The sequence below is a fragment of the Halosimplex marinum genome, assembly GCF_051414075.1.
In the GTDB taxonomy this organism is placed as follows: domain Archaea; phylum Halobacteriota; class Halobacteria; order Halobacteriales; family Haloarculaceae; genus Halosimplex; species Halosimplex marinum.
In genome coordinates, this window is sequence record NZ_JBLKNY010000003.1 from 441376 (window position 1) to 457107 (window position 15732).

Annotated in this window: 18 protein-coding genes; 8 read left to right on the forward strand and 10 right to left on the reverse strand. The window is 71.6% G+C overall.

Annotation, left to right across the window (positions count from 1 at the left end; genetic code table 11):
• Positions 1 to 93 precede the first annotated feature (93 nt).
• Together ACMGFI_RS03175 and ACMGFI_RS03180 are read right to left on the reverse strand one after the other, a co-directional pair.
• The gene (locus ACMGFI_RS03175) at positions 94 to 216 is read right to left on the reverse strand and encodes a hypothetical protein (RefSeq protein ID WP_436907282.1); all 123 of its coding nucleotides are present in this window, start codon (positions 214 to 216) and stop codon (positions 94 to 96) included.
• On the reverse strand, positions 213 to 410 hold the full coding sequence (locus tag ACMGFI_RS03180; RefSeq protein WP_436907283.1) for a hypothetical protein: 198 nt from the start codon (positions 408 to 410) through the stop codon (positions 213 to 215). Before ACMGFI_RS03180 ends, ACMGFI_RS03175 begins: the two co-directional genes overlap by 4 nt.
• A 174-nt stretch (positions 411 to 584) precedes the next feature.
• Here ACMGFI_RS03180 and gatE point away from each other — a divergent pair, with 174 nt between their 5' ends.
• From gatE to ACMGFI_RS03195, 3 genes are read left to right on the forward strand one after another with little or no spacing between them, the layout of a single operon-like run.
• Entirely contained in the window at positions 585 to 2459 is a 1875-nt protein-coding gene (gatE, locus tag ACMGFI_RS03185) for a Glu-tRNA(Gln) amidotransferase subunit GatE (RefSeq protein ID WP_436907284.1), read from the forward strand.
• Positions 2460 to 3461 carry a hypothetical protein gene (locus tag ACMGFI_RS03190; protein ID WP_436907286.1) on the forward strand — a complete coding sequence of 334 codons (1002 nt, stop codon included), beginning with the start codon at positions 2460 to 2462 and terminating at the stop codon, positions 3459 to 3461. It begins immediately after the preceding gene.
• On the forward strand, positions 3458 to 3892 hold the full coding sequence (locus tag ACMGFI_RS03195) for a hypothetical protein (protein WP_436907288.1): 435 nt from the start codon (positions 3458 to 3460) through the stop codon (positions 3890 to 3892). Before ACMGFI_RS03190 ends, ACMGFI_RS03195 begins: the two co-directional genes overlap by 4 nt.
• 71 nt (positions 3893 to 3963) lie before the next feature.
• Here ACMGFI_RS03195 and ACMGFI_RS03200 read toward each other — a convergent pair whose 3' ends face one another.
• Entirely contained in the window at positions 3964 to 4833 is an 870-nt protein-coding gene (locus ACMGFI_RS03200) for an RNA methyltransferase (RefSeq protein ID WP_436907290.1), read from the reverse strand.
• Entirely contained in the window at positions 4830 to 5360 is a 531-nt protein-coding gene (locus ACMGFI_RS03205; protein WP_436907291.1) for a DUF8114 family protein, read from the reverse strand. Before ACMGFI_RS03205 ends, ACMGFI_RS03200 begins: the two co-directional genes overlap by 4 nt.
• A 120-nt stretch (positions 5361 to 5480) precedes the next feature.
• Between ACMGFI_RS03205 and ACMGFI_RS03210 the strand changes: the two genes are divergently transcribed.
• The 3 genes from ACMGFI_RS03210 (at position 5481) to ACMGFI_RS03220 (ending at position 8021) form a co-directional block, all read left to right on the forward strand.
• On the forward strand, positions 5481 to 5789 hold the full coding sequence (locus ACMGFI_RS03210; RefSeq protein WP_436907293.1) for a DUF7577 domain-containing protein: 309 nt from the start codon (positions 5481 to 5483) through the stop codon (positions 5787 to 5789).
• 117 nt (positions 5790 to 5906) lie between these two features.
• A complete protein-coding gene (folP, locus tag ACMGFI_RS03215) occupies positions 5907 to 7112 on the forward strand; it encodes a dihydropteroate synthase (RefSeq protein WP_436907294.1) in 1206 nt (401 codons plus the stop codon).
• 126 nt (positions 7113 to 7238) lie between these two features.
• The gene (locus ACMGFI_RS03220; protein ID WP_436907296.1) at positions 7239 to 8021 is read left to right on the forward strand and encodes a 6-hydroxymethylpterin diphosphokinase MptE-like protein; all 783 of its coding nucleotides are present in this window, start codon (positions 7239 to 7241) and stop codon (positions 8019 to 8021) included.
• Positions 8022 to 8072: 51 nt separating this feature from the next.
• Here ACMGFI_RS03220 and ACMGFI_RS03225 read toward each other — a convergent pair whose 3' ends face one another.
• Positions 8073 to 8498 carry a hypothetical protein gene (locus ACMGFI_RS03225; protein ID WP_436907298.1) on the reverse strand — a complete coding sequence of 142 codons (426 nt, stop codon included), beginning with the start codon at positions 8496 to 8498 and terminating at the stop codon, positions 8073 to 8075.
• Between the two features lie 149 nt (positions 8499 to 8647).
• Between ACMGFI_RS03225 and ACMGFI_RS03230 the strand changes: the two genes are divergently transcribed.
• Complete coding sequence (locus ACMGFI_RS03230) at positions 8648 to 9745, forward strand: phosphotransferase family protein (RefSeq protein ID WP_436907300.1); 1098 nt, start codon at positions 8648 to 8650, stop codon at positions 9743 to 9745.
• Between the two features lie 101 nt (positions 9746 to 9846).
• The gene (locus ACMGFI_RS03235) at positions 9847 to 11232 is read left to right on the forward strand and encodes an FAD-binding oxidoreductase (protein ID WP_436907301.1); all 1386 of its coding nucleotides are present in this window, start codon (positions 9847 to 9849) and stop codon (positions 11230 to 11232) included.
• A 12-nt stretch (positions 11233 to 11244) separates the two neighbouring features.
• Here the strand turns inward: ACMGFI_RS03235 and ACMGFI_RS03240 are convergent, their stop codons facing one another.
• From ACMGFI_RS03240 to ACMGFI_RS03260, 5 genes are all read right to left on the reverse strand, one after another.
• Positions 11245 to 11880, reverse strand: a complete 636-nt coding sequence (locus ACMGFI_RS03240) for a hypothetical protein (protein WP_436907302.1) — start codon at positions 11878 to 11880, stop codon at positions 11245 to 11247.
• 189 nt (positions 11881 to 12069) lie between these two features.
• On the reverse strand, positions 12070 to 13083 hold the full coding sequence (locus ACMGFI_RS03245) for a TIGR04024 family LLM class F420-dependent oxidoreductase (protein ID WP_436907303.1): 1014 nt from the start codon (positions 13081 to 13083) through the stop codon (positions 12070 to 12072).
• Between the two features lie 115 nt (positions 13084 to 13198).
• The gene (gene thiC / locus ACMGFI_RS03250; protein WP_436907305.1) at positions 13199 to 14650 is read right to left on the reverse strand and encodes a phosphomethylpyrimidine synthase ThiC; all 1452 of its coding nucleotides are present in this window, start codon (positions 14648 to 14650) and stop codon (positions 13199 to 13201) included.
• Positions 14651 to 14794: 144 nt separating this feature from the next.
• Entirely contained in the window at positions 14795 to 15094 is a 300-nt protein-coding gene (locus ACMGFI_RS03255) for a hypothetical protein (RefSeq protein ID WP_436907306.1), read from the reverse strand.
• A gap of 146 nt (positions 15095 to 15240) precedes the next feature.
• Positions 15241 to 15540 carry a hypothetical protein gene (locus ACMGFI_RS03260; RefSeq protein WP_436907307.1) on the reverse strand — a complete coding sequence of 100 codons (300 nt, stop codon included), beginning with the start codon at positions 15538 to 15540 and terminating at the stop codon, positions 15241 to 15243.
• Positions 15541 to 15732: the final 192 nt, after the last annotated feature.

Sequence of the window (15732 nt, forward strand, 5' to 3'; positions counted from 1 at the left end):
GCAAAACACCTCGGCGCCGGGCCGGACGTGCGTCGTCCGGTCGGTCCGCTCACCGACCGAACCGGCGAACGGGGTGATGGCCGACGTAGGGGGTCACCGCACCGACGGTCGCGGCCGCGAGCAGGTAGCCAGGCGTGAACGGCTCAGACTGGCGACGACCGTCCCGGCGACCGCACCGACCGCGCCGGCCGTCTCGTCGGAGTCGGTTTCGCTCATTCGAACTCCCACCCGAAGTACCGATAGACCGGGTACACGGCCGCGAACTGGCAGGCGAGGACGAGATTGAAGAATATCATAATCTGCGGGAACTCGGCGGGGTACCCCAGCACCACGTAGATGCTGTACGCGGTCAGTATCCCCCACACCGAGGCGACGAACGTTATCAGCCGCTTCCTGATCGATTCCGGCATCGTACGGGCACGTCGGAAGTGATTCCTCGTGTGTAAATCCTTTCCGTTGACCCGTCAGTGGTTCCGTCGCGGTCGGGCGTCCCGAACGCGGGCGTCCCGGGCGATCCGATCCCGCGACCGCGGCGAACCGTCGAGACGGAGTCCTTTTTGTCCACCCGGTCGCACACACGCCCAATGAGCGACGCAGACTACGACTACGAGGACCTGGGGCTGGTGGCGGGACTCGAAATCCACCAGCAACTGGACACGGAATCGAAGCTGTTCTGCCCGTGTCCGACGGACCTCAGGGAGCCGGAAGAGTCCGAGCGGACCTTCACCCGCTATCTCCACCCGACCAAGAGCGAACTCGGCGAGATCGACGAAGCGGCGCTCGAGGAGAGCATGGTCGACCGCGAGTTCGAGTATCTGTCCTACGACACCACCTGTCTCGTCGAGGAGGACGACGAGCCGCCGGGCCGCGTGGATCGGGAGGCGATGGACGTGGCCATGGAGATCGCCCAGCTGCTCGACGCCAGCGTCGTCGACCAGGTCCACGTCATGCGGAAGATCGTCGTCGACGGGTCGAACACGACGGGCTTCCAGCGGACGATGCGCGTCGCCGGCGAAGGCGCCATCGAGACCGACGAAGGACAGGTCCGCATCGAGGACCTGATGCTCGAAGAGGAGTCCGCCCAGCGCGTCGAAGAGACCGACTCGGGCGTCCGCTACTCGCTCGACCGACTGGGCATCCCGCTGGTCGAGATCGGGACCAAGCCGGACATCCGCTCGCCCGAGCAGGCCCGCGACGCCGCCGAGCGCATCGGGATGCTGCTGCGCTCGACCGGCCAGGTCAAGCGCGGTCTCGGGACGATCCGCCAGGACGTGAACGTCTCCGTCGCCGAGGGCGCCCGCGTCGAGATCAAGGGGGTCCAGAGCCTCGACGACATCGACGACATCGTCCGCAACGAGGTCCGCCGGCAGGTCGAACTGCTGGAGATCGCCGACGAACTCGACGAGCGGGACGCTGCGGTCGGCGAGCCGCAGGACGTGACCGAGGTCTTCGCGGACACCGACTCGGGTGTCATCGGCGGCGCACTCTCCGACGGCGGGAACGTCATGGCACTCCGCCTGGCGGGCTTCGACGGGCTCGTCGGCCGGGAGATCCAGCCCGACCGGCGCCTCGGGACGGAGTTCTCCGACCACGCCAAGCGACACGGCGCCGGCGGCATCTTCCACACCGACGAACTCCCGGCCTACGGCGTGTCCGAGGCCGAAGTCGCGGACCTGCGCGAGGCGGTCGACGCCGGGGCCGGGGACGCGGTCGCGCTGGTCGCCGACGACCCGGAGACGACCGACCTCGCGATCGACGCGGTCGCCGAGCGGGCCGAGGTCGCCCTTAACGAGGTGCCCGAGGAGACCCGCGGCGCCAACGAGGACGGCACGACCCGCTACCTGCGGCCGCTGCCCGGCGCGGCGCGGATGTACCCCGAGACGGACGTGCCGCCCGTCGAGCCCGACCCCTCCGAGGTCGACCAGCCCGAACTCCTCACCGAGAAGGTCGAGCGCTATCAGGCCGAGCACGGCCTCGACTCGGGGCTGGCCGAGCAGGTCGCCTACGGCGAGTACATGCCGCTGTTCGAGCGGGTGGTCGACGAGGGGGTCGACCCGACGCTGGCCGCGGGGACGCTGGAGTCGACGCTGACGGAACTCCGCCGCGACGACGTGGCCGTCGGGAACCTGACCGACGACCACCTCGCGGACGCGCTCGCGCTGGTCGACGACGGCGAGGTCCCCCAGGAGGGGCTCGACGACCTCCTGCGGGCGCTGGCGGCCGACCCCGACCTCACGGCCGAGGCGGCCGTCGAGCGGGAGGACCTGGGCGGCGTCGGCGAGGACGAGGTGCGCGAGGCGGTCGTGCGCGTCGTCGAGCGCAACGCCGAGCAGGTCGAGGCCGAGGGCATGGGCGCGTTCTCCGGGCTGATGGGCGAGTGCATGGGGGAGCTGCGCGGGAAGGCCGACGGCGACACGGTGAGCAGCGTCCTCCGCGAGGAGATCCAGGAGCGGGCATAGATGGACGAGACCCGGCGCCGCGGGCTGGCCGCGCTCGTTGCGACGGGCCTGCTGGGAGCGGCGACGCTGGCGCTGGCGTCGGTGCCGCCGCGGCCGCTCCGGAGCGTCGTGACGCTCGTCCACTCCCTGAGCCTGCGGGTCGCGGCGGACTGGCTGGCCGTCGTCGCGCTGCTCGCGCTGGCCGAGCGGGCCGCGACCGGCGACGGGTCGGTGACGCGCGCGGGCGTCCGGCGGCTGACCGCGGCGGTGTTCGCCGGGGGAGTCGCCATCGAAGCGTCGCCGCTCGCGCGGCTGGTCGTTGCACCCGACCCCGTCGAGACCGCGGCCGTCGCCGAGGGCGCGGCGGACGCGGTCCAGAGCGGGCTGTTCGCGGCCGCCCTCGTCGCCGCGACCGCGGCGGGCGGCGCGGCGCTCCGCGAGGCGCTCGGCGACGAGGCCCGGCCGGGGCTACCGATGGCGCCGACCGAGCGGCTGCTCCCCCGGGTCGCGCCGCGGGCGGTCGTCCGGGCCGGGCGGGTGCTGGGCGTCGCCGCGGCGCTGTGGCTGGGCGTCGAACTCGCGACGCGACTGGCGCTGGGGGTCCCGTACTTCTGGTTGGCGGTCGCCGACGGCGCCGTCGCGGCGCTGGGCGGCGCCGTCGACTACGGCGTGCTGGCGGTCGCCGGCCTCGTCCTCGCGGTCGACGGCGCGGACGCTCGCACGGTCGTCGGCGGGACGGCCGTCGTCTGGCTGGCGCTCGTCGTCGCCGGTATCGCGGTCGCGGTCCTGAGCGCGGGGGTCGGCGTGGTACTCGTCGGCGCGACGGCGACGCCGATGGGCGCCGTCGAGGCCGCCGGGATGGGGCTGTGGCCCGCTCCCGATTCGTGGACGCAACTGCTCGGGACCGGGACCTTCCTCGCCGGCGCCGTCGGGCTGTCGGTCGTCCAGCGGACCGCCCCCGCCTCCGGACCCGGGACCCGCGGGGCTGAATCGCCGGTCGACGACTCGGGTTCGCCCCGATGAAGTCGGGCGCCCACGCCGCGATATCGCTGGTCGTCGCCGCCGGGGCGCTCGCCCTCACGACGCCGCCGATCCCCGCGTGGGCGGTCGTCGCCCTCGCGCTCGCCGTCGGCGTCGGGATCGACGTCGACCACTTCCTGCTGGCGTGGTACAACACCGGGAGCCTGGAGCCGGTTCGCCGCTGTCTCCGCGACCCGCGGATCGTCGTCGCCGCGCAGGAGGAGATCTTCGACGAGGGGTCGGTCGGGGCGCTGAACCGCCTGCTGAGTCACGTGGTCGTCGGCGGCCTCGTCGTGCCGCCGCTGTGGCTGTCCTCGCCGTACGTCGCCGGCCTGGTCGCTACCGCGCTGTACGCCCACGTCCTCGCCGACCTGGTCTCGACGGCGCGGTGGGGCGTGGTCGTCGAACGGGAGACCGTCGACCGCGAGCGGTGACCGACGGCCGACCGTCACCTCCCTCCTCGCGTCTCCGACTCGCCGCGGGTCCTCGCGCCTTCGTAGTCCGGTCAGTCCCCGCCGTCGTCGTCGGCTTCGAGCCGGTCGACTTTCTGCCCGGCCCGCCGGAAGATGCCCCGGAGCGTCTTCGCCTCGCGGCCGGTCGGGTGGGCCCGGCCGACGAACCGCCGCCAGAGCCGCCGCGCCTTCCCCCTCTTTTCCTCGGGGTGGTCGATGGCGTCGAGGAACTCGCCGAACTGCTCGTGCAGGCCCTCGACGGCGCGCTCGTCGGCGCGCTGGTGGTTCGACTCGGGGTGCTGGGTCTCGTCGACGGTCAGCTCCCGGAGCTCGTAGAGGACGACCGTGGCGGCCTGGCCGAGGTTGAGCACGGGGTACTCGCCGGAGGCGGGGATCGAACACACCTCGTCGAGGCGGGCGATCTCCTCGTTGGTGAGCCCGACCCGCTCGCGGCCGAAGACGACGCAGGTCTCGGCGTCGACGCTGCGGAGGCTGTCGGCCAGGTCCGCGGGCGTCCTGAACGGGTAGCGGGTGTGGCTACGCTCGTCCTCGTTGGTGACGGCCGTGCAGCCGACGGTGTGGAAGTGCTCGACCAGGTAGTCGAAGGTGACCTCGCGGGCCGACGGGAGCACGTCCTCGCGGGCGTGGCCGGCGAACCCCCACGCCTCGCTCTCGGGGCCCACGTCGGGCGGGTCGACGAGGTAGAGGTCGGTGATCCCGAAGTTCTTCATCGAGCGGGCGATGGTGCCGACGTTGCCCGAGGTCTCCGCGTCGACGACCGCGACCGAGACCGAGGGACCGCCGTCGCGGTCCGTAGCGTTCCCGTCCACCGCGTCGCCGCTCGCCGTGTCGCCGTCTCCGAGTTCCTCCCCCTCCGTCGCGCCGTCCGCCCCGGCGGGGCCGGTCGTCGCGTCGTCGGTCATCCGTCGAACTCCAGGTCCGAGAGGTCCAGATCGAGCGCGTCGAGCTCGTCCTCGTCCATCTCCTCGATCTCCTCCTCCAGGCCGGGCAGCTCCTCGTCGGGGTCGGGAGCCTCGGGCACGTCGTCGGGGTTCTCCTCGACGTGTTCGAGTTCGAACCCGTCGGGGGCGCGGCCGCCGTCCGCGAACCACTCGTGGAACCGCCCCTGCAGTTCGCGCTCGCCGGCGTAGCGCTTGCCGCCCTCCTCCTGGAACCAGTAGACGAAGTCGGCCTCGTGGTCGTCACAGAGGAGGACCTCCCCCAGCGCCTCCCCGTAGATGGCCTGTGCGGGGTTGCACCGCTGGATGGCCTCCTCGCCGTGGATCAGGTAACAGCAGTCGCAGGGCTCGCCCATCATCGCCGAGAGGCGGACGATCCGCTCGCGCGTGTCGGCGTCCATGTTGTCCAGCGGCCGGATCGTCCCGTCGTCGGCGAACACCGCCTCCTCGTCGAATCGCCAGCCGCGGAGCCCGATCGAGACCTTTCCCATGTCTCCGGGTAGACGGCCGCCCGACAAAAAGCGCCCGAGTCGGCGTCGGCTGCCCGTGAGCCGGGGAGCGGGACCCCGGCGATCAGACAATTTATAATCACGTGGCACAGAGTGTCACGCATGGTCAGTTTCGTGACCGTCATCACGTTCGCCACGCTGGCGGCGCTGGGACTGGGCTTGGTCGCGTTCCTGGGGTCGCTGCTGGTCGGGGGTGCCGGGTCGCTGTTGCCGCAGAAGGAAGCGTCGATGCCGTCCCACTACGCCAGTCTCGTCAACACGACGCCGTCGAAGTACCCGGGGTACTGCCCCGAGTGCGGGACGAACAACGACCCGGACTACACCGTCTGCCGGAACTGCTCGTCGAAGCTCCCCGAGTCGCGCTACGAGCGCGAGGAGCGGACGACGAGCACCCTCTTTGACGAGCAGTAGCGTACGTCGCGCGGAGGGACCGATCGGAAGCCGCCGGGCCGGCGCAGTCGACGAGCCGACGGGCCCCGCCGCGGGCGCATCGCACCGCTTTTGCACCCATAGTCCTCAGCCCCGCGTATGCAGAACGTCGACGCCGCGGGTCTCGGGATCGGGGACGACTATCCGCCGCGGGTCATGGGCGTGCTCAACGTCAGCGAGGAGTCGCCCTACGACCCGAGCGTCTTCGACGACCCCGCTGAGGCCGCGGCGTACGTCGACGACGAGCTGATCGACGAGGGCGCCGACATCGTCGACGTGGGCCTCGAATCCGCGAACAAGAAGTTCGACGTGCTCTCGGCCCAGGGGGAACTCGACCGGCTCGACACGGCCGTCGAGACGCTCGAATCCACGTCCGGCGACGCCGTCTGGAGCATCGAGACCCGCTACGCCGAGGTCGCCGAGGCCGCGCTGGACCGCGGGTTCGACATGGTCAACGACATCGCGGGCTTCGCCGACCCGGAGATGCCCGAGGTCTGTCGCGAGTACGACGTGGCCGTCGCGAAGATGGCGAGCCCGCCGGACATCGAGAAACCGGGGGCCGTGCGGGCGACGCCGTGGGCCGACCGGAAGTCCGAGTCGTGGGCGGAGGGAGCCGACTACGTCGACCAGGTGTACGAGGCGCTGAAACAGAACGGGCTGACGGACAAGACCATCGTCGACCCCGCCTTCGGCCGGTGGTCCGACGAGCAGACGATCGAGGACGACCGCGAGACGTTCCGCCGGCTGCGGGAGTTCCGCGGGCTCGACAGGCCGACGCTGGTCTCGATCAACCGGAAGACGTTCCTGCGGACGCTGGCCGACCGCTCGACGGAGGGCGCGCTGCCGGTCAGCCTCGCCGCCACGTCGATGGCCGTCGAGCGCGGCGCCCACGTGATCCGGACCCACGACGTGAGCGAGACGCGCGACGCCGCCCTCGTCGGCGACGCCTTCGCGCGTGAACGGGGCCGTAGCGGCGGCCGGGGAACCGACGGTGGCGGCGACATCGCCGCCGCGGAACTCGACGTGACCACGCCGGGGGAGGCGGCGCGCCACTTCGAACGGGCGGGCGTCGACGCGGACCCCGCAGCGGCGGTCGGCCGCGTCTACGCGGTCAGCGGGCTCGACGCGGCGGCCCGCGAGGCGCTGCGGTCGGCCGCCGCCGCGACGGACTGCCGGTTCGTCGCCGCCGGTGGGGAGGGGTTTTTGTGGGGGTCGACCGGCGCGCTGGCCGACCTGGCGACCAGAACCGACGTGCCACGGGCGCTCGCCCGGACCCTGCCGGGCCGACGGCGGGGTGACAGGTGAGAAAACTTATACCGGATGCGCCAAAACGGGTTGGTGACGGCCGAAAGGGCACCTGGGTAGGGGTACCTTGTACGTGCCATTTCGGCTAATCCGGTTTATTGGGGCGCAACTCGGGTAGCTACTGCCATGGAATTCCACGACTGGGAACCCGTCTACGCGGCGATCCTGGCCGACATGGGGTTCGACCGGGCCGGCGACGAACGGGCACGCGACCTGCTCGCCGACCTCGTGAGCGACGGAGTCGACGGGGGTGGAGACGCCGGCGACGGGGGCGCGCGCCCGTCAGACGCCGGCGCGGATCCGTCGTCGAGCGGCAGCCGTCGGGGCGGACCGCTCGCCCCCGCTGACCTCGACTTCACCGGCGAGGCGGTCGCCGTCGTCGGCGCGGGACCGTCGCTCGGCGACGAACTCGACGCCGTCCGGGCGGCCGACGCGGTCGTCGCGGCCTCCGACGCGGCCGCCGTCGTGCGCGAGGCCGACCTGGCCGTCGACTGCATGGTCACCGACCTGGACGAGAAGGGCGACGTGGCCCGCGAGTTGACCGTCGAGGGGACGCCCGTGGCGGTCCACGCCCACGGCGACAACCGGCCGGCACTGCGCGAGCGGGTCCCCCGTCTCGCGGTCGAGTGGGTGTTACCGACGACCCAGGCCGCCCCCGCCGGCCCCGTCGTCAACACGGGTGGGTTCACGGACGGCGACCGGGCGGCGTTCCTCGCGGACCACTGCGGCGCCGACGCCCTGGTCTTCGCCGGCTGGGACTTCGACGACCCCGACGTGGGCCCGCTGAAGGCGAAGAAACTCGACTGGGCCGAGCGACTGCTCCGCTGGCTGGAGCTGCGGCGCGGCGAGCGGTTCGCGGTGCTGGACGGTCGGCGGGAGGGGATCAACGAGTCGTCGCTGCCGGTGTGAATCGCCGGCGGGGCGGCAGTCGTTCGCGAGATAACCCGTCCGGATCCGGTTCTACTCGGACCGGGGACGTTCCACCAGGCGATCGGTGTCCCCGTGACCGACGACCCGACGCGCGGCGACCCAGGCCCCGACTCCGACGACACCGAGTACGGCGGCGTCCACGGCCGCCTGCGGGAGCGCGTGTTCCACCGGCGTCCTGAACCCGACCCCGGCCGCCCGGGCCCGGACGTAGTACGCGGGAAACAGCAGCGCGAAGTCGACGGCGAGGACGGCCCCGACGCCGAAACGGAGCGCCAGCAGCCCGACCGAGACCGCGACCAGCGAGACCTGAGCGGTCGCTCCGGCGTACCACGGTATCCCGGGAAGCGGCAGCGCCGCCCCGACGAGCGCGGAACACGCGGCGCCGAGGGCGACACCGACGACCAGCCACCGCCGCTCGTAGACCGGGTCAGACCCGATGATCGTCCGCGTATCCATCTTCGCCGTCTCCTACTCGTCGTCGGTCCGTAGTTCCTGGGTTCCCACCCCGACCGTGGCCCCGCTCGACGACCGCGGCGTCCCGTGGTATCTGTTCACACTCTCCGGACGACCGCAAACCTTCTGTCGGTCGCCAGGCGAGTGGCGGTATGGTATCCGACCCCGTCTCGCCGTCCGACCGCGAGGTGTCCGACGAGGCGGTCCGCGGGATGGTCGCCGCGATCCGACCCGAGTGGACGGTCGAATCCATCGAGCGGAGTCCCCACGGGACGGACTTCGTGGCGACGCTCGACGTGCGGACGCCTGCGGGCCCGCGCAGGGCCGTCCTGAAGGCGACGACCGCCGACCTCGTCGACCCGCCGGTCGCCCGCGCGGAGCCGCGGCTGTTCGAACTCGCGGGGCGGGAGACGAGTATCCCCGTCCCCGAAGTCTTCGGCTACTGCGACGCTCACGACGAGTTCCCCGCCCCGTTCTACCTCGCCGAGCACGTCGAGGGCGCGAATCTGGAGGACGACCCCGGCCGACTCGATCCGGCGGCCCGCGAGCGCGTGGTCCGGGAAGCGGGCCGGAACCTCGCCGAGTTGCACGAACTCGGACCGCTCCCGGCCGTCGGGACCGTCGGCGTGCAGGACGGCGAACTGACGGTGCTCGACACCGACGACCACCCGCGTGCCGAGGACTTCCGCGAGCGACTGCTCGAAGACTACGAGGGGACGCTCGACCGGCTCACCGAGGGCGGCTACTTCCCGGACCTCGCCGACGACCCCGAGCGGTTCGCCGACCTCGTCCCGGCTGTCCGCGAGCACCTGCGCGACGTGATCCCCACCCTTCCCGAGCCGGACCCGCCGACGTACAACCACTGGGACTACCGCTACGGCAACCTCCTGGTCGATCCCGAGAGCGGCGAGACGCGGGCGGTGCTCGACTGGGCGAACCTCTCGGCGGCCGAGCCCGCCTACAACCTCGCGAAGGTCGAGTTCCACCTGCTGAAGCCGGTCCGGGACGACCCCGGGCGGACGGCCGCCCTGCGGGAGACGTTCCGGGCGGCCTACGCCGAGGGCCGCGAGGAGTGGTCGTTCGACGAACCGACGCTGGAGCGGATGGCGACCTACCGGCTGGTCGACCGGCTGGACGCGATGGCCTGCCTGCCGCTGTGGTACGAGGACGCGACGCCCGCCGAGCGCGACGAGCGCGCCGCCGAACACCGGGCGTTCCTCGCCGAGCGCGTGCCCGGTGTGGAGCGGTAAGCCCGGGGCTCGTTGCCGTGCGGGTCCGCCGGCGCGCGGTCCCGGCACCGCGCGGTGCCGCTGCCGACGGAGCTAAACCCCCGCGGCCCCGCACCTCGCCCATGACCGACCTCGACTTCCTGCGCGAGGCCGTCGACCCCAACCGGGTGTCGACGGACGAGTACGCCCGCGAGGAACACGCCGGCGACTGGGGCACCCACCCCGAGGACGAGGTCCGCCCCGACGCCGTCGTCTGGCCGACGAGCACCGCGGAGGTGTCGGCGGTCCTCGCCGGCGCCCACGAGCGCGGCATCCCCGTCACGCCCTACGCCGCCGGCACCGGCCTGGAGGGCAACGCCGTTCCCGCCCACGAAGGTATCAGCCTCGACACCACCCGGATGGACGCGATCCTGGAGGTTCGGCCCGACGATCTCCAAGTCGACGTGGAGCCGGGCGTGCTGGGCAGCGCGGTCGACGAGGCCGCGGCCGAGCACGGGCTGACGTTCCCGCCGCTACCCTCGTCGGGAGACATCTCGACGGTCGGCGGGATGATCGCGACCGACGCGAGCGGGATGCAGGCGGTGAAGTACGGCGTCGTCGGCGACTGGGTGCTCGAACTCGAAGCCGTACTCGCGGACGGCACGGTCGTGACGGCGGGCAGCGGGGCCGTCAAGTCCTCGGCGGGCTACAACCTGAAGGACCTGCTCGTCGGCAGCGAGGGGACGCTGGCGGTGATCACGCGGGCGACGCTCGAACTCGCTGGACGGCCCCAGCAGGTCCGGGGCGGCCGGGCGGTGTTCGAGACGTTCGACGACGCGGCGGGCGCCATAACCGACGCCGTCCAGTCGGGCGTCGACGTGGCGAAGATCGAGCTGATGGGCTCGTTCGCGGCCGAGGTCGCCAACGAGTACGTCGGTACCGATCTGCCCGACGCGCCGATGGTCTTCGTCGAGTTCCACGCCGACCACGGGATCGAAGAGGAGATCGACTTCTGCCGGACGGTCTTCGCCGACTACGACCCGGTCTCCTTCGAGATCGCCGCCGACGAGGAGATGGCTCGGCTGTGGGAGTTGCGGCGCGAGATGGCCTACGCGCTCGACGAGTACCGCGAGGATCTCCGGCCGCTCCACCCCGGCGACGTGACGGTCCCGATCGGCTCGTTCCCGGAGATCGTCCGCGCGGCCCGCCGGGAGGCCGACACGCGGGACCTCCCGATGGCCTGCTACGGGCACGCCGGCGACGGCAACCTCCACTACGAGATCCTCGTCGACCCCGACGACGAGGGGATGGTCGAACGCGGCGAGGCGGCCTACGCGGCCGTCGTCGAGGCGGCCATCGATCTCGGTGGGACGGCGACCGGCGAGCACGGCGTCGGCCTCGGCAAGCGGCAGTTCATGGAGCCCGAACACGGCGCAGCGTCCGTCGCGGCGATGCGGTCGGTCAAGGACGCGCTGGACCCCGAGGGGATCCTGAATCCCGGGAAGGTCTTCCCGGACGAGTCCGGCTGAGCGCGGCGGGCCTCAGCGGCCACCGTCGCTCCGGGTCGCGGCGTCGTACAGCGCGAGCGCACCCAGCGGGAAGGCGAGCAGACCGAACCCCGCGGTGGCGGCGCGTCCGAGTCGCGAGTCGCGCGGCGCGAGCCAGCCGCCGACGCCGAGCAGGACCGTCCCGACGGTGACCGCGCTCCACAGCGGCGCGTAGGTCTGACAGTAGACGTAACAGACCGCGGTGACCGCGGGTTCCCACGGCGTGGGTGTCGGCTGCGGGAAGACGAGCGCGCAGTAGGCGTGGAAGCCGAGCGCGACGACGGCGGGGAGGCCGACGAGCGCGGCGCGCCGCGCTCGTTCGCCCGTCAGTTCGGCCCTGTCGGCCGCCCACAGTATCGAGAGCGGGAACGTGAACTCCCACAGCCAGAGGCCGAGCGTGTAGCTGGCCGGGTAGTGGCCGAGCGTCGGCTGGTCGGGCAGCGGCGCGACCGGGAGCGACGCCCACGGGTAGTACGGCATCGGATCGGGATCGGTGAGAAACGCCAGGCCGACGAGCAGGTTCGCCAGGACGAAGCCGACGGTCCCGACGCCGGCCGTGCGACGGATCGACGGCGGGAACGCTTCGCCCGCCCCGGTACGGCCAGTTCGGAGTGATGCGGTCCCGGACACGTCTGTTTCTTCGCCCCCCTGATTTTCCGCGATTTCGGTTACGCGATGCGACGCCGAAATCACGCCTCTACGGCACCGACGCGGCGTATTCGTCGTGCCCGACGGCGGACGAGCGCTCATCGGCTTCCCGATCCGTATCGCCCGGTGGTCGCGAGTTCGGATCGCGAACTGTCCCGTTCAAAAGGCTCGTCACTCCGGCGCGAGCGCGCGCATCGTCGCCGATATCTCGTCGGGTTCGGCACCCCGCGGGAACGACACCGAGACGGCGTCGACGCCGTCGATATCTTCCCACTCGGCGTAGCGCTCGCGACACTCCTGGGGGGTGCCGGCGATCCCGAGGTCGTCGAGCAGTTCGTCGGAGACGGCGGCCAGCGCGGCCTCCCGGTTCCCGTTGGCCCACTCGCTGGCGATCTCGACGGCCTCCTCGTCGTAGCCCTGCCGTTCGAGCGCCTCGCGGTAGAAGGTACCCATGGCACCGACGTAGAACGCCAGGTGGTTTCGCGCGAGCCGCCGCGCCCGCTCGCGGTCGTCCAGCGCGATGCAGGGCAGCGAGAGCGTCACGCGCAACTCATCGGGATCGCGGTCGCCGAGTTCCGCCCCCCGTTTCAGGTCCGCCAGCCGGTCGCGCAGTCCCGCCTTCGTGAGCATCAGCGCGTGCCAGCCGTCCGCGAACCGGCCCGCCAACTCGACGGATTTCGGTCCCATCCCGGCGGCGTCGATCCCCGGGACCGTCTCCGGCGGGTCACAGCGGAGACGCAGCCCCGAGAGCGTGAATATCTCGCCGTCGTACTCGACGGGCTCGCCCGAGAGCACGAGCCGGACGACCTCGATAGTCTCGCGGGTCCGCCGCAGCGGGCGGTCGTAGTCGACGCCGTGCCACCCCTCGACGACGGCGGGGCCGCTGGGGCCGAGACCGACGCGTAGTCGCCCGTCCGAGACCTCCTGGAGCGTGGCCGCCGTCTGACCGATCAGCGCGGGCGAGCGGGAGTAGACGTTCGCGATGGAGGTCCCGATCCCGATCTCGTCGGTGCGCTCGGCGATGGCCGTCAGCGTCGTCACGGCGTCGCGGCCCCAGGTCTCGGGGAGCCAGGCGCGCTCGTAGCCCAACTGCTCGGCCTCGCGGGCGAACTCGACGAGCTGATCGACCGACGGCTGGGCGGCGACCGGGAGGAAGGCGTCGCGGGTCGGGCCGTCGTCGGTCACGGCGGACCCTCCGTGCTATCTCGTGGCATACCCCTACTCGGGCGTGAAGGCCCAAATAGACCCGTAGCACTCGCGACAACCGGCGCGGCGTTTGAAGCTGTCGGGAGAGCGGACTTCAGTCGTCCGCCGGCTCCTCGTGACCGTAGGGGTCGACGAACTTCGGGAGGTCGGGCACGTCGGCGCCGTCGTGTTCGCCGACGGGCGGGCGGTTCACCTCGGCAGCGGGCGACTCTTCGAGATCGGTCTCGTCGTCGATGGTCTCCATCTGCCCTTCGCCCTCCTCGGCGGCCTCGCGGGCGTCCTGGTCGATGCGCATCGAGCAGAAGTCGACGCCGCACATCGAGCAGAAGCGGGCCTCCTTGTAGTTGTCGCCGGGCAGCGTCTGGTCGTGGTAGTCGCGGGCCCGCTCCGGATCCAGGGCGAGTTCGAACTGCCGGCGCCAGTCGAACTCGTAGCGCGCCTCCGAGAGCGCGTCGTCCCAGTCGCGGGCGCCGGGACGGCCGTTGGCCACGTCGGCGGCGTGGGCGGCGATCCGGTAGGCCGCGAGGCCGTCGCGCACGTCCTCGGCGTCCGGGAGCCCGAGGTGCTCCTTCGGGGTGACGTAGCAGAGCATCGCCGCGCCGGCCCGCGCCGCTTCGGTCGCGCCGATGGCGCTGGTGATGTGGTCGTAGCCCGGCGCCACGTCGGTCACGAGCGGCCCGAGCACGTAGAACGGCGCGCCGTCACAGACTTCCTGCTGGCGCTCGACGTTGTCAGCCACCTCGTCCATCGGCACGTGGCCCGGCCCCTCGACCATCACCTGGACGCCGCGGTCCCAGGCGGTGCGGGTGAGTTCACCGAGCGTGTCGAGTTCGGCGAACTGCGCCTCGTCGCTCGCGTCGGCCAGCGAGCCCGGGCGGAGCCCGTCCCCCAGGCTGAAGGTCACGTCGTGCTCTGCGAATATCTCGCAGATGTCCTCGAATTTGGTGTACAGCGGGTTCTCCATCCCGTTTTCCTCGATCCACTGGGCGAGGATCGACCCGCCCCGCGAGACGATGCCGGTCTTGCGGCCGTCCGTGAGGGGGAGATGCTCCATCTTCACGCCGGCGTGGATCGTCATGTAGTCGACGCCTTGCTCGGCCTGCTTCTCGATCACGTCCAGCAGGAGTTCGTGGGTGAGGTCGGCCACGTCGTCGACCCGCGTGACCGCCTCGTAGATGGGGACCGTCCCCACGGGCACCGGCGAGTACTCGACGTTCGCTTCCCGGATCTCGTCGAGGTCGCCCCCCGTGGAGAGGTCCATCACCGTGTCCGCGCCGTAGTGGACGGCGGTGTGGAGCTTTTCGAGTTCCTCGGCCAGGTCGCTGGTCGTCTCGCTCGCGCCGATGTTGGCGTTGACCTTCGTTCCGAACTCCCGCCCGATGACCATCGGGTCCAGCGACTCGTGCCCGTGATTGGCCGGGATCACCGCCTGCCCTTCGGCCACCTGCTCGCGGACGAACTCCGGGTCGCACTCTTCCCGCTCGGCGACCCGCTCCATCGCCTCCGTGACCGTTCCCTCCCGTGCGCGCTGTAGCTGCGTCGTCATCGATTACTAGGTTGTACTACTGGATTATAAACGCTAGTGGTCCGACGGATCGCGGCGGGACAGCGGTCGCTATCCGGGTGTCGGTGGAAGGAGAACGGAACGGAATGAGGTCGCGCGTCGCGAGCCGGTACGGTGGTCGGCGCGCTACCAGTCCAGGATGAATCTGCTGGCCGCGTCGGAGTCGTGGTCCGGGTCCTCCGAGGGCGGGACAGCGTCACGGCGGGCGACGGTCCGGAGGACGAGATAGCCGACGGCGAAGACGGCGAGGCCGGCCGCCCCTTTCCCGATACCGACGCCCGGCGCCCCCAGCACCGGCCCCTCCGCGATCAGGAGTTCGAAAGCGGTCTCGACCGTTACGGCGCCGCCGACCAGGAGTAGCGCGAGCGCGACGACCGTTCCCGCGGCCGAGACGAGCCGTCCGTCCGAGGGGAGGCGGGATCCCATACCGGCGCTTCGACTCGTCGACGTATCAACCTTGTCACGCGCCGGACCTCGCCGGACGGCGGACCGGCCGGTCGCCGGGGAGGGGACGGCAATGAGTGAGGGCTCGCCTTCGGACGGGTCGGCCGACACCGGGCGGAGAGGGGCGCTCAGGTGTCGAACTCGTAGGCGTCGGCCTTGCGGGCTTCCGAGGGCTCGACGTCGGGTTCGTCGGGGTCCGCGTCCCTGTCGAGGGTCCGCCTGAGCAGGAGATAGCCCGCGGCGCCGGCGACCAGACCGACGACGGCCAGGGGACCGACGCTGACGGGCGTTTCGAGTGCCCGCCCGGAGGCGAACAGCAGCTGGTACCCGGTGAGGCCGACCATCGCGACGCCCAGCGCCAGCAGCGCGTAGCCGAGGAGCGTGCCGCCGACCGATGCGAGTCGCTCGCGTTCGATGGAGCGCTCCATACTGTCGCTTCGGACGGGTCACATATTAGACTTGTTGTCGGGCGGACCGCTTCGGGTCGGTCGACCTCCCGGGAGCGGCGACGAGCGGTCGGCGCCGCCGCGAAAACCCTAACCGTGCCGGCGACAACCACCGGATATGAACCCCCTCGAACTGGACCGCCAGCAGGTCCTGGCGCTCATCATGGTGTTCCT

Bases quoted from the DNA above. Each gene is read 5' to 3' on its own strand.
- ACMGFI_RS03175 (WP_436907282.1), bottom strand. From the start codon at position 216: ATGAGCGAAACCGACTCCGACGAGACGGCCGGCGCGGTCGGTGCGGTC.
- ACMGFI_RS03180 (WP_436907283.1), bottom strand. From the start codon at position 410: ATGCCGGAATCGATCAGGAAGCGGCTGATAACGTTCGTCGCCTCGGTG.
- gatE (WP_436907284.1), top strand. From the start codon at position 585: ATGAGCGACGCAGACTACGACTACGAGGACCTGGGGCTGGTGGCGGGA.
- ACMGFI_RS03190 (WP_436907286.1), top strand. From the start codon at position 2,460: ATGGACGAGACCCGGCGCCGCGGGCTGGCCGCGCTCGTTGCGACGGGC.
- ACMGFI_RS03195 (WP_436907288.1), top strand. From the start codon at position 3,458: ATGAAGTCGGGCGCCCACGCCGCGATATCGCTGGTCGTCGCCGCCGGG.
- ACMGFI_RS03200 (WP_436907290.1), bottom strand. From the start codon at position 4,833: ATGACCGACGACGCGACGACCGGCCCCGCCGGGGCGGACGGCGCGACG.
- ACMGFI_RS03205 (WP_436907291.1), bottom strand. From the start codon at position 5,360: ATGGGAAAGGTCTCGATCGGGCTCCGCGGCTGGCGATTCGACGAGGAG.
- ACMGFI_RS03210 (WP_436907293.1), top strand. From the start codon at position 5,481: ATGGTCAGTTTCGTGACCGTCATCACGTTCGCCACGCTGGCGGCGCTG.
- folP (WP_436907294.1), top strand. From the start codon at position 5,907: ATGCAGAACGTCGACGCCGCGGGTCTCGGGATCGGGGACGACTATCCG.
- ACMGFI_RS03220 (WP_436907296.1), top strand. From the start codon at position 7,239: ATGGAATTCCACGACTGGGAACCCGTCTACGCGGCGATCCTGGCCGAC.
- ACMGFI_RS03225 (WP_436907298.1), bottom strand. From the start codon at position 8,498: ATGGATACGCGGACGATCATCGGGTCTGACCCGGTCTACGAGCGGCGG.
- ACMGFI_RS03230 (WP_436907300.1), top strand. From the start codon at position 8,648: ATGGTATCCGACCCCGTCTCGCCGTCCGACCGCGAGGTGTCCGACGAG.
- ACMGFI_RS03235 (WP_436907301.1), top strand. From the start codon at position 9,847: ATGACCGACCTCGACTTCCTGCGCGAGGCCGTCGACCCCAACCGGGTG.
- thiC (WP_436907305.1), bottom strand. From the start codon at position 14,650: ATGACGACGCAGCTACAGCGCGCACGGGAGGGAACGGTCACGGAGGCG.
- ACMGFI_RS03255 (WP_436907306.1), bottom strand. From the start codon at position 15,094: ATGGGATCCCGCCTCCCCTCGGACGGACGGCTCGTCTCGGCCGCGGGA.
- ACMGFI_RS03260 (WP_436907307.1), bottom strand. From the start codon at position 15,540: ATGGAGCGCTCCATCGAACGCGAGCGACTCGCATCGGTCGGCGGCACG.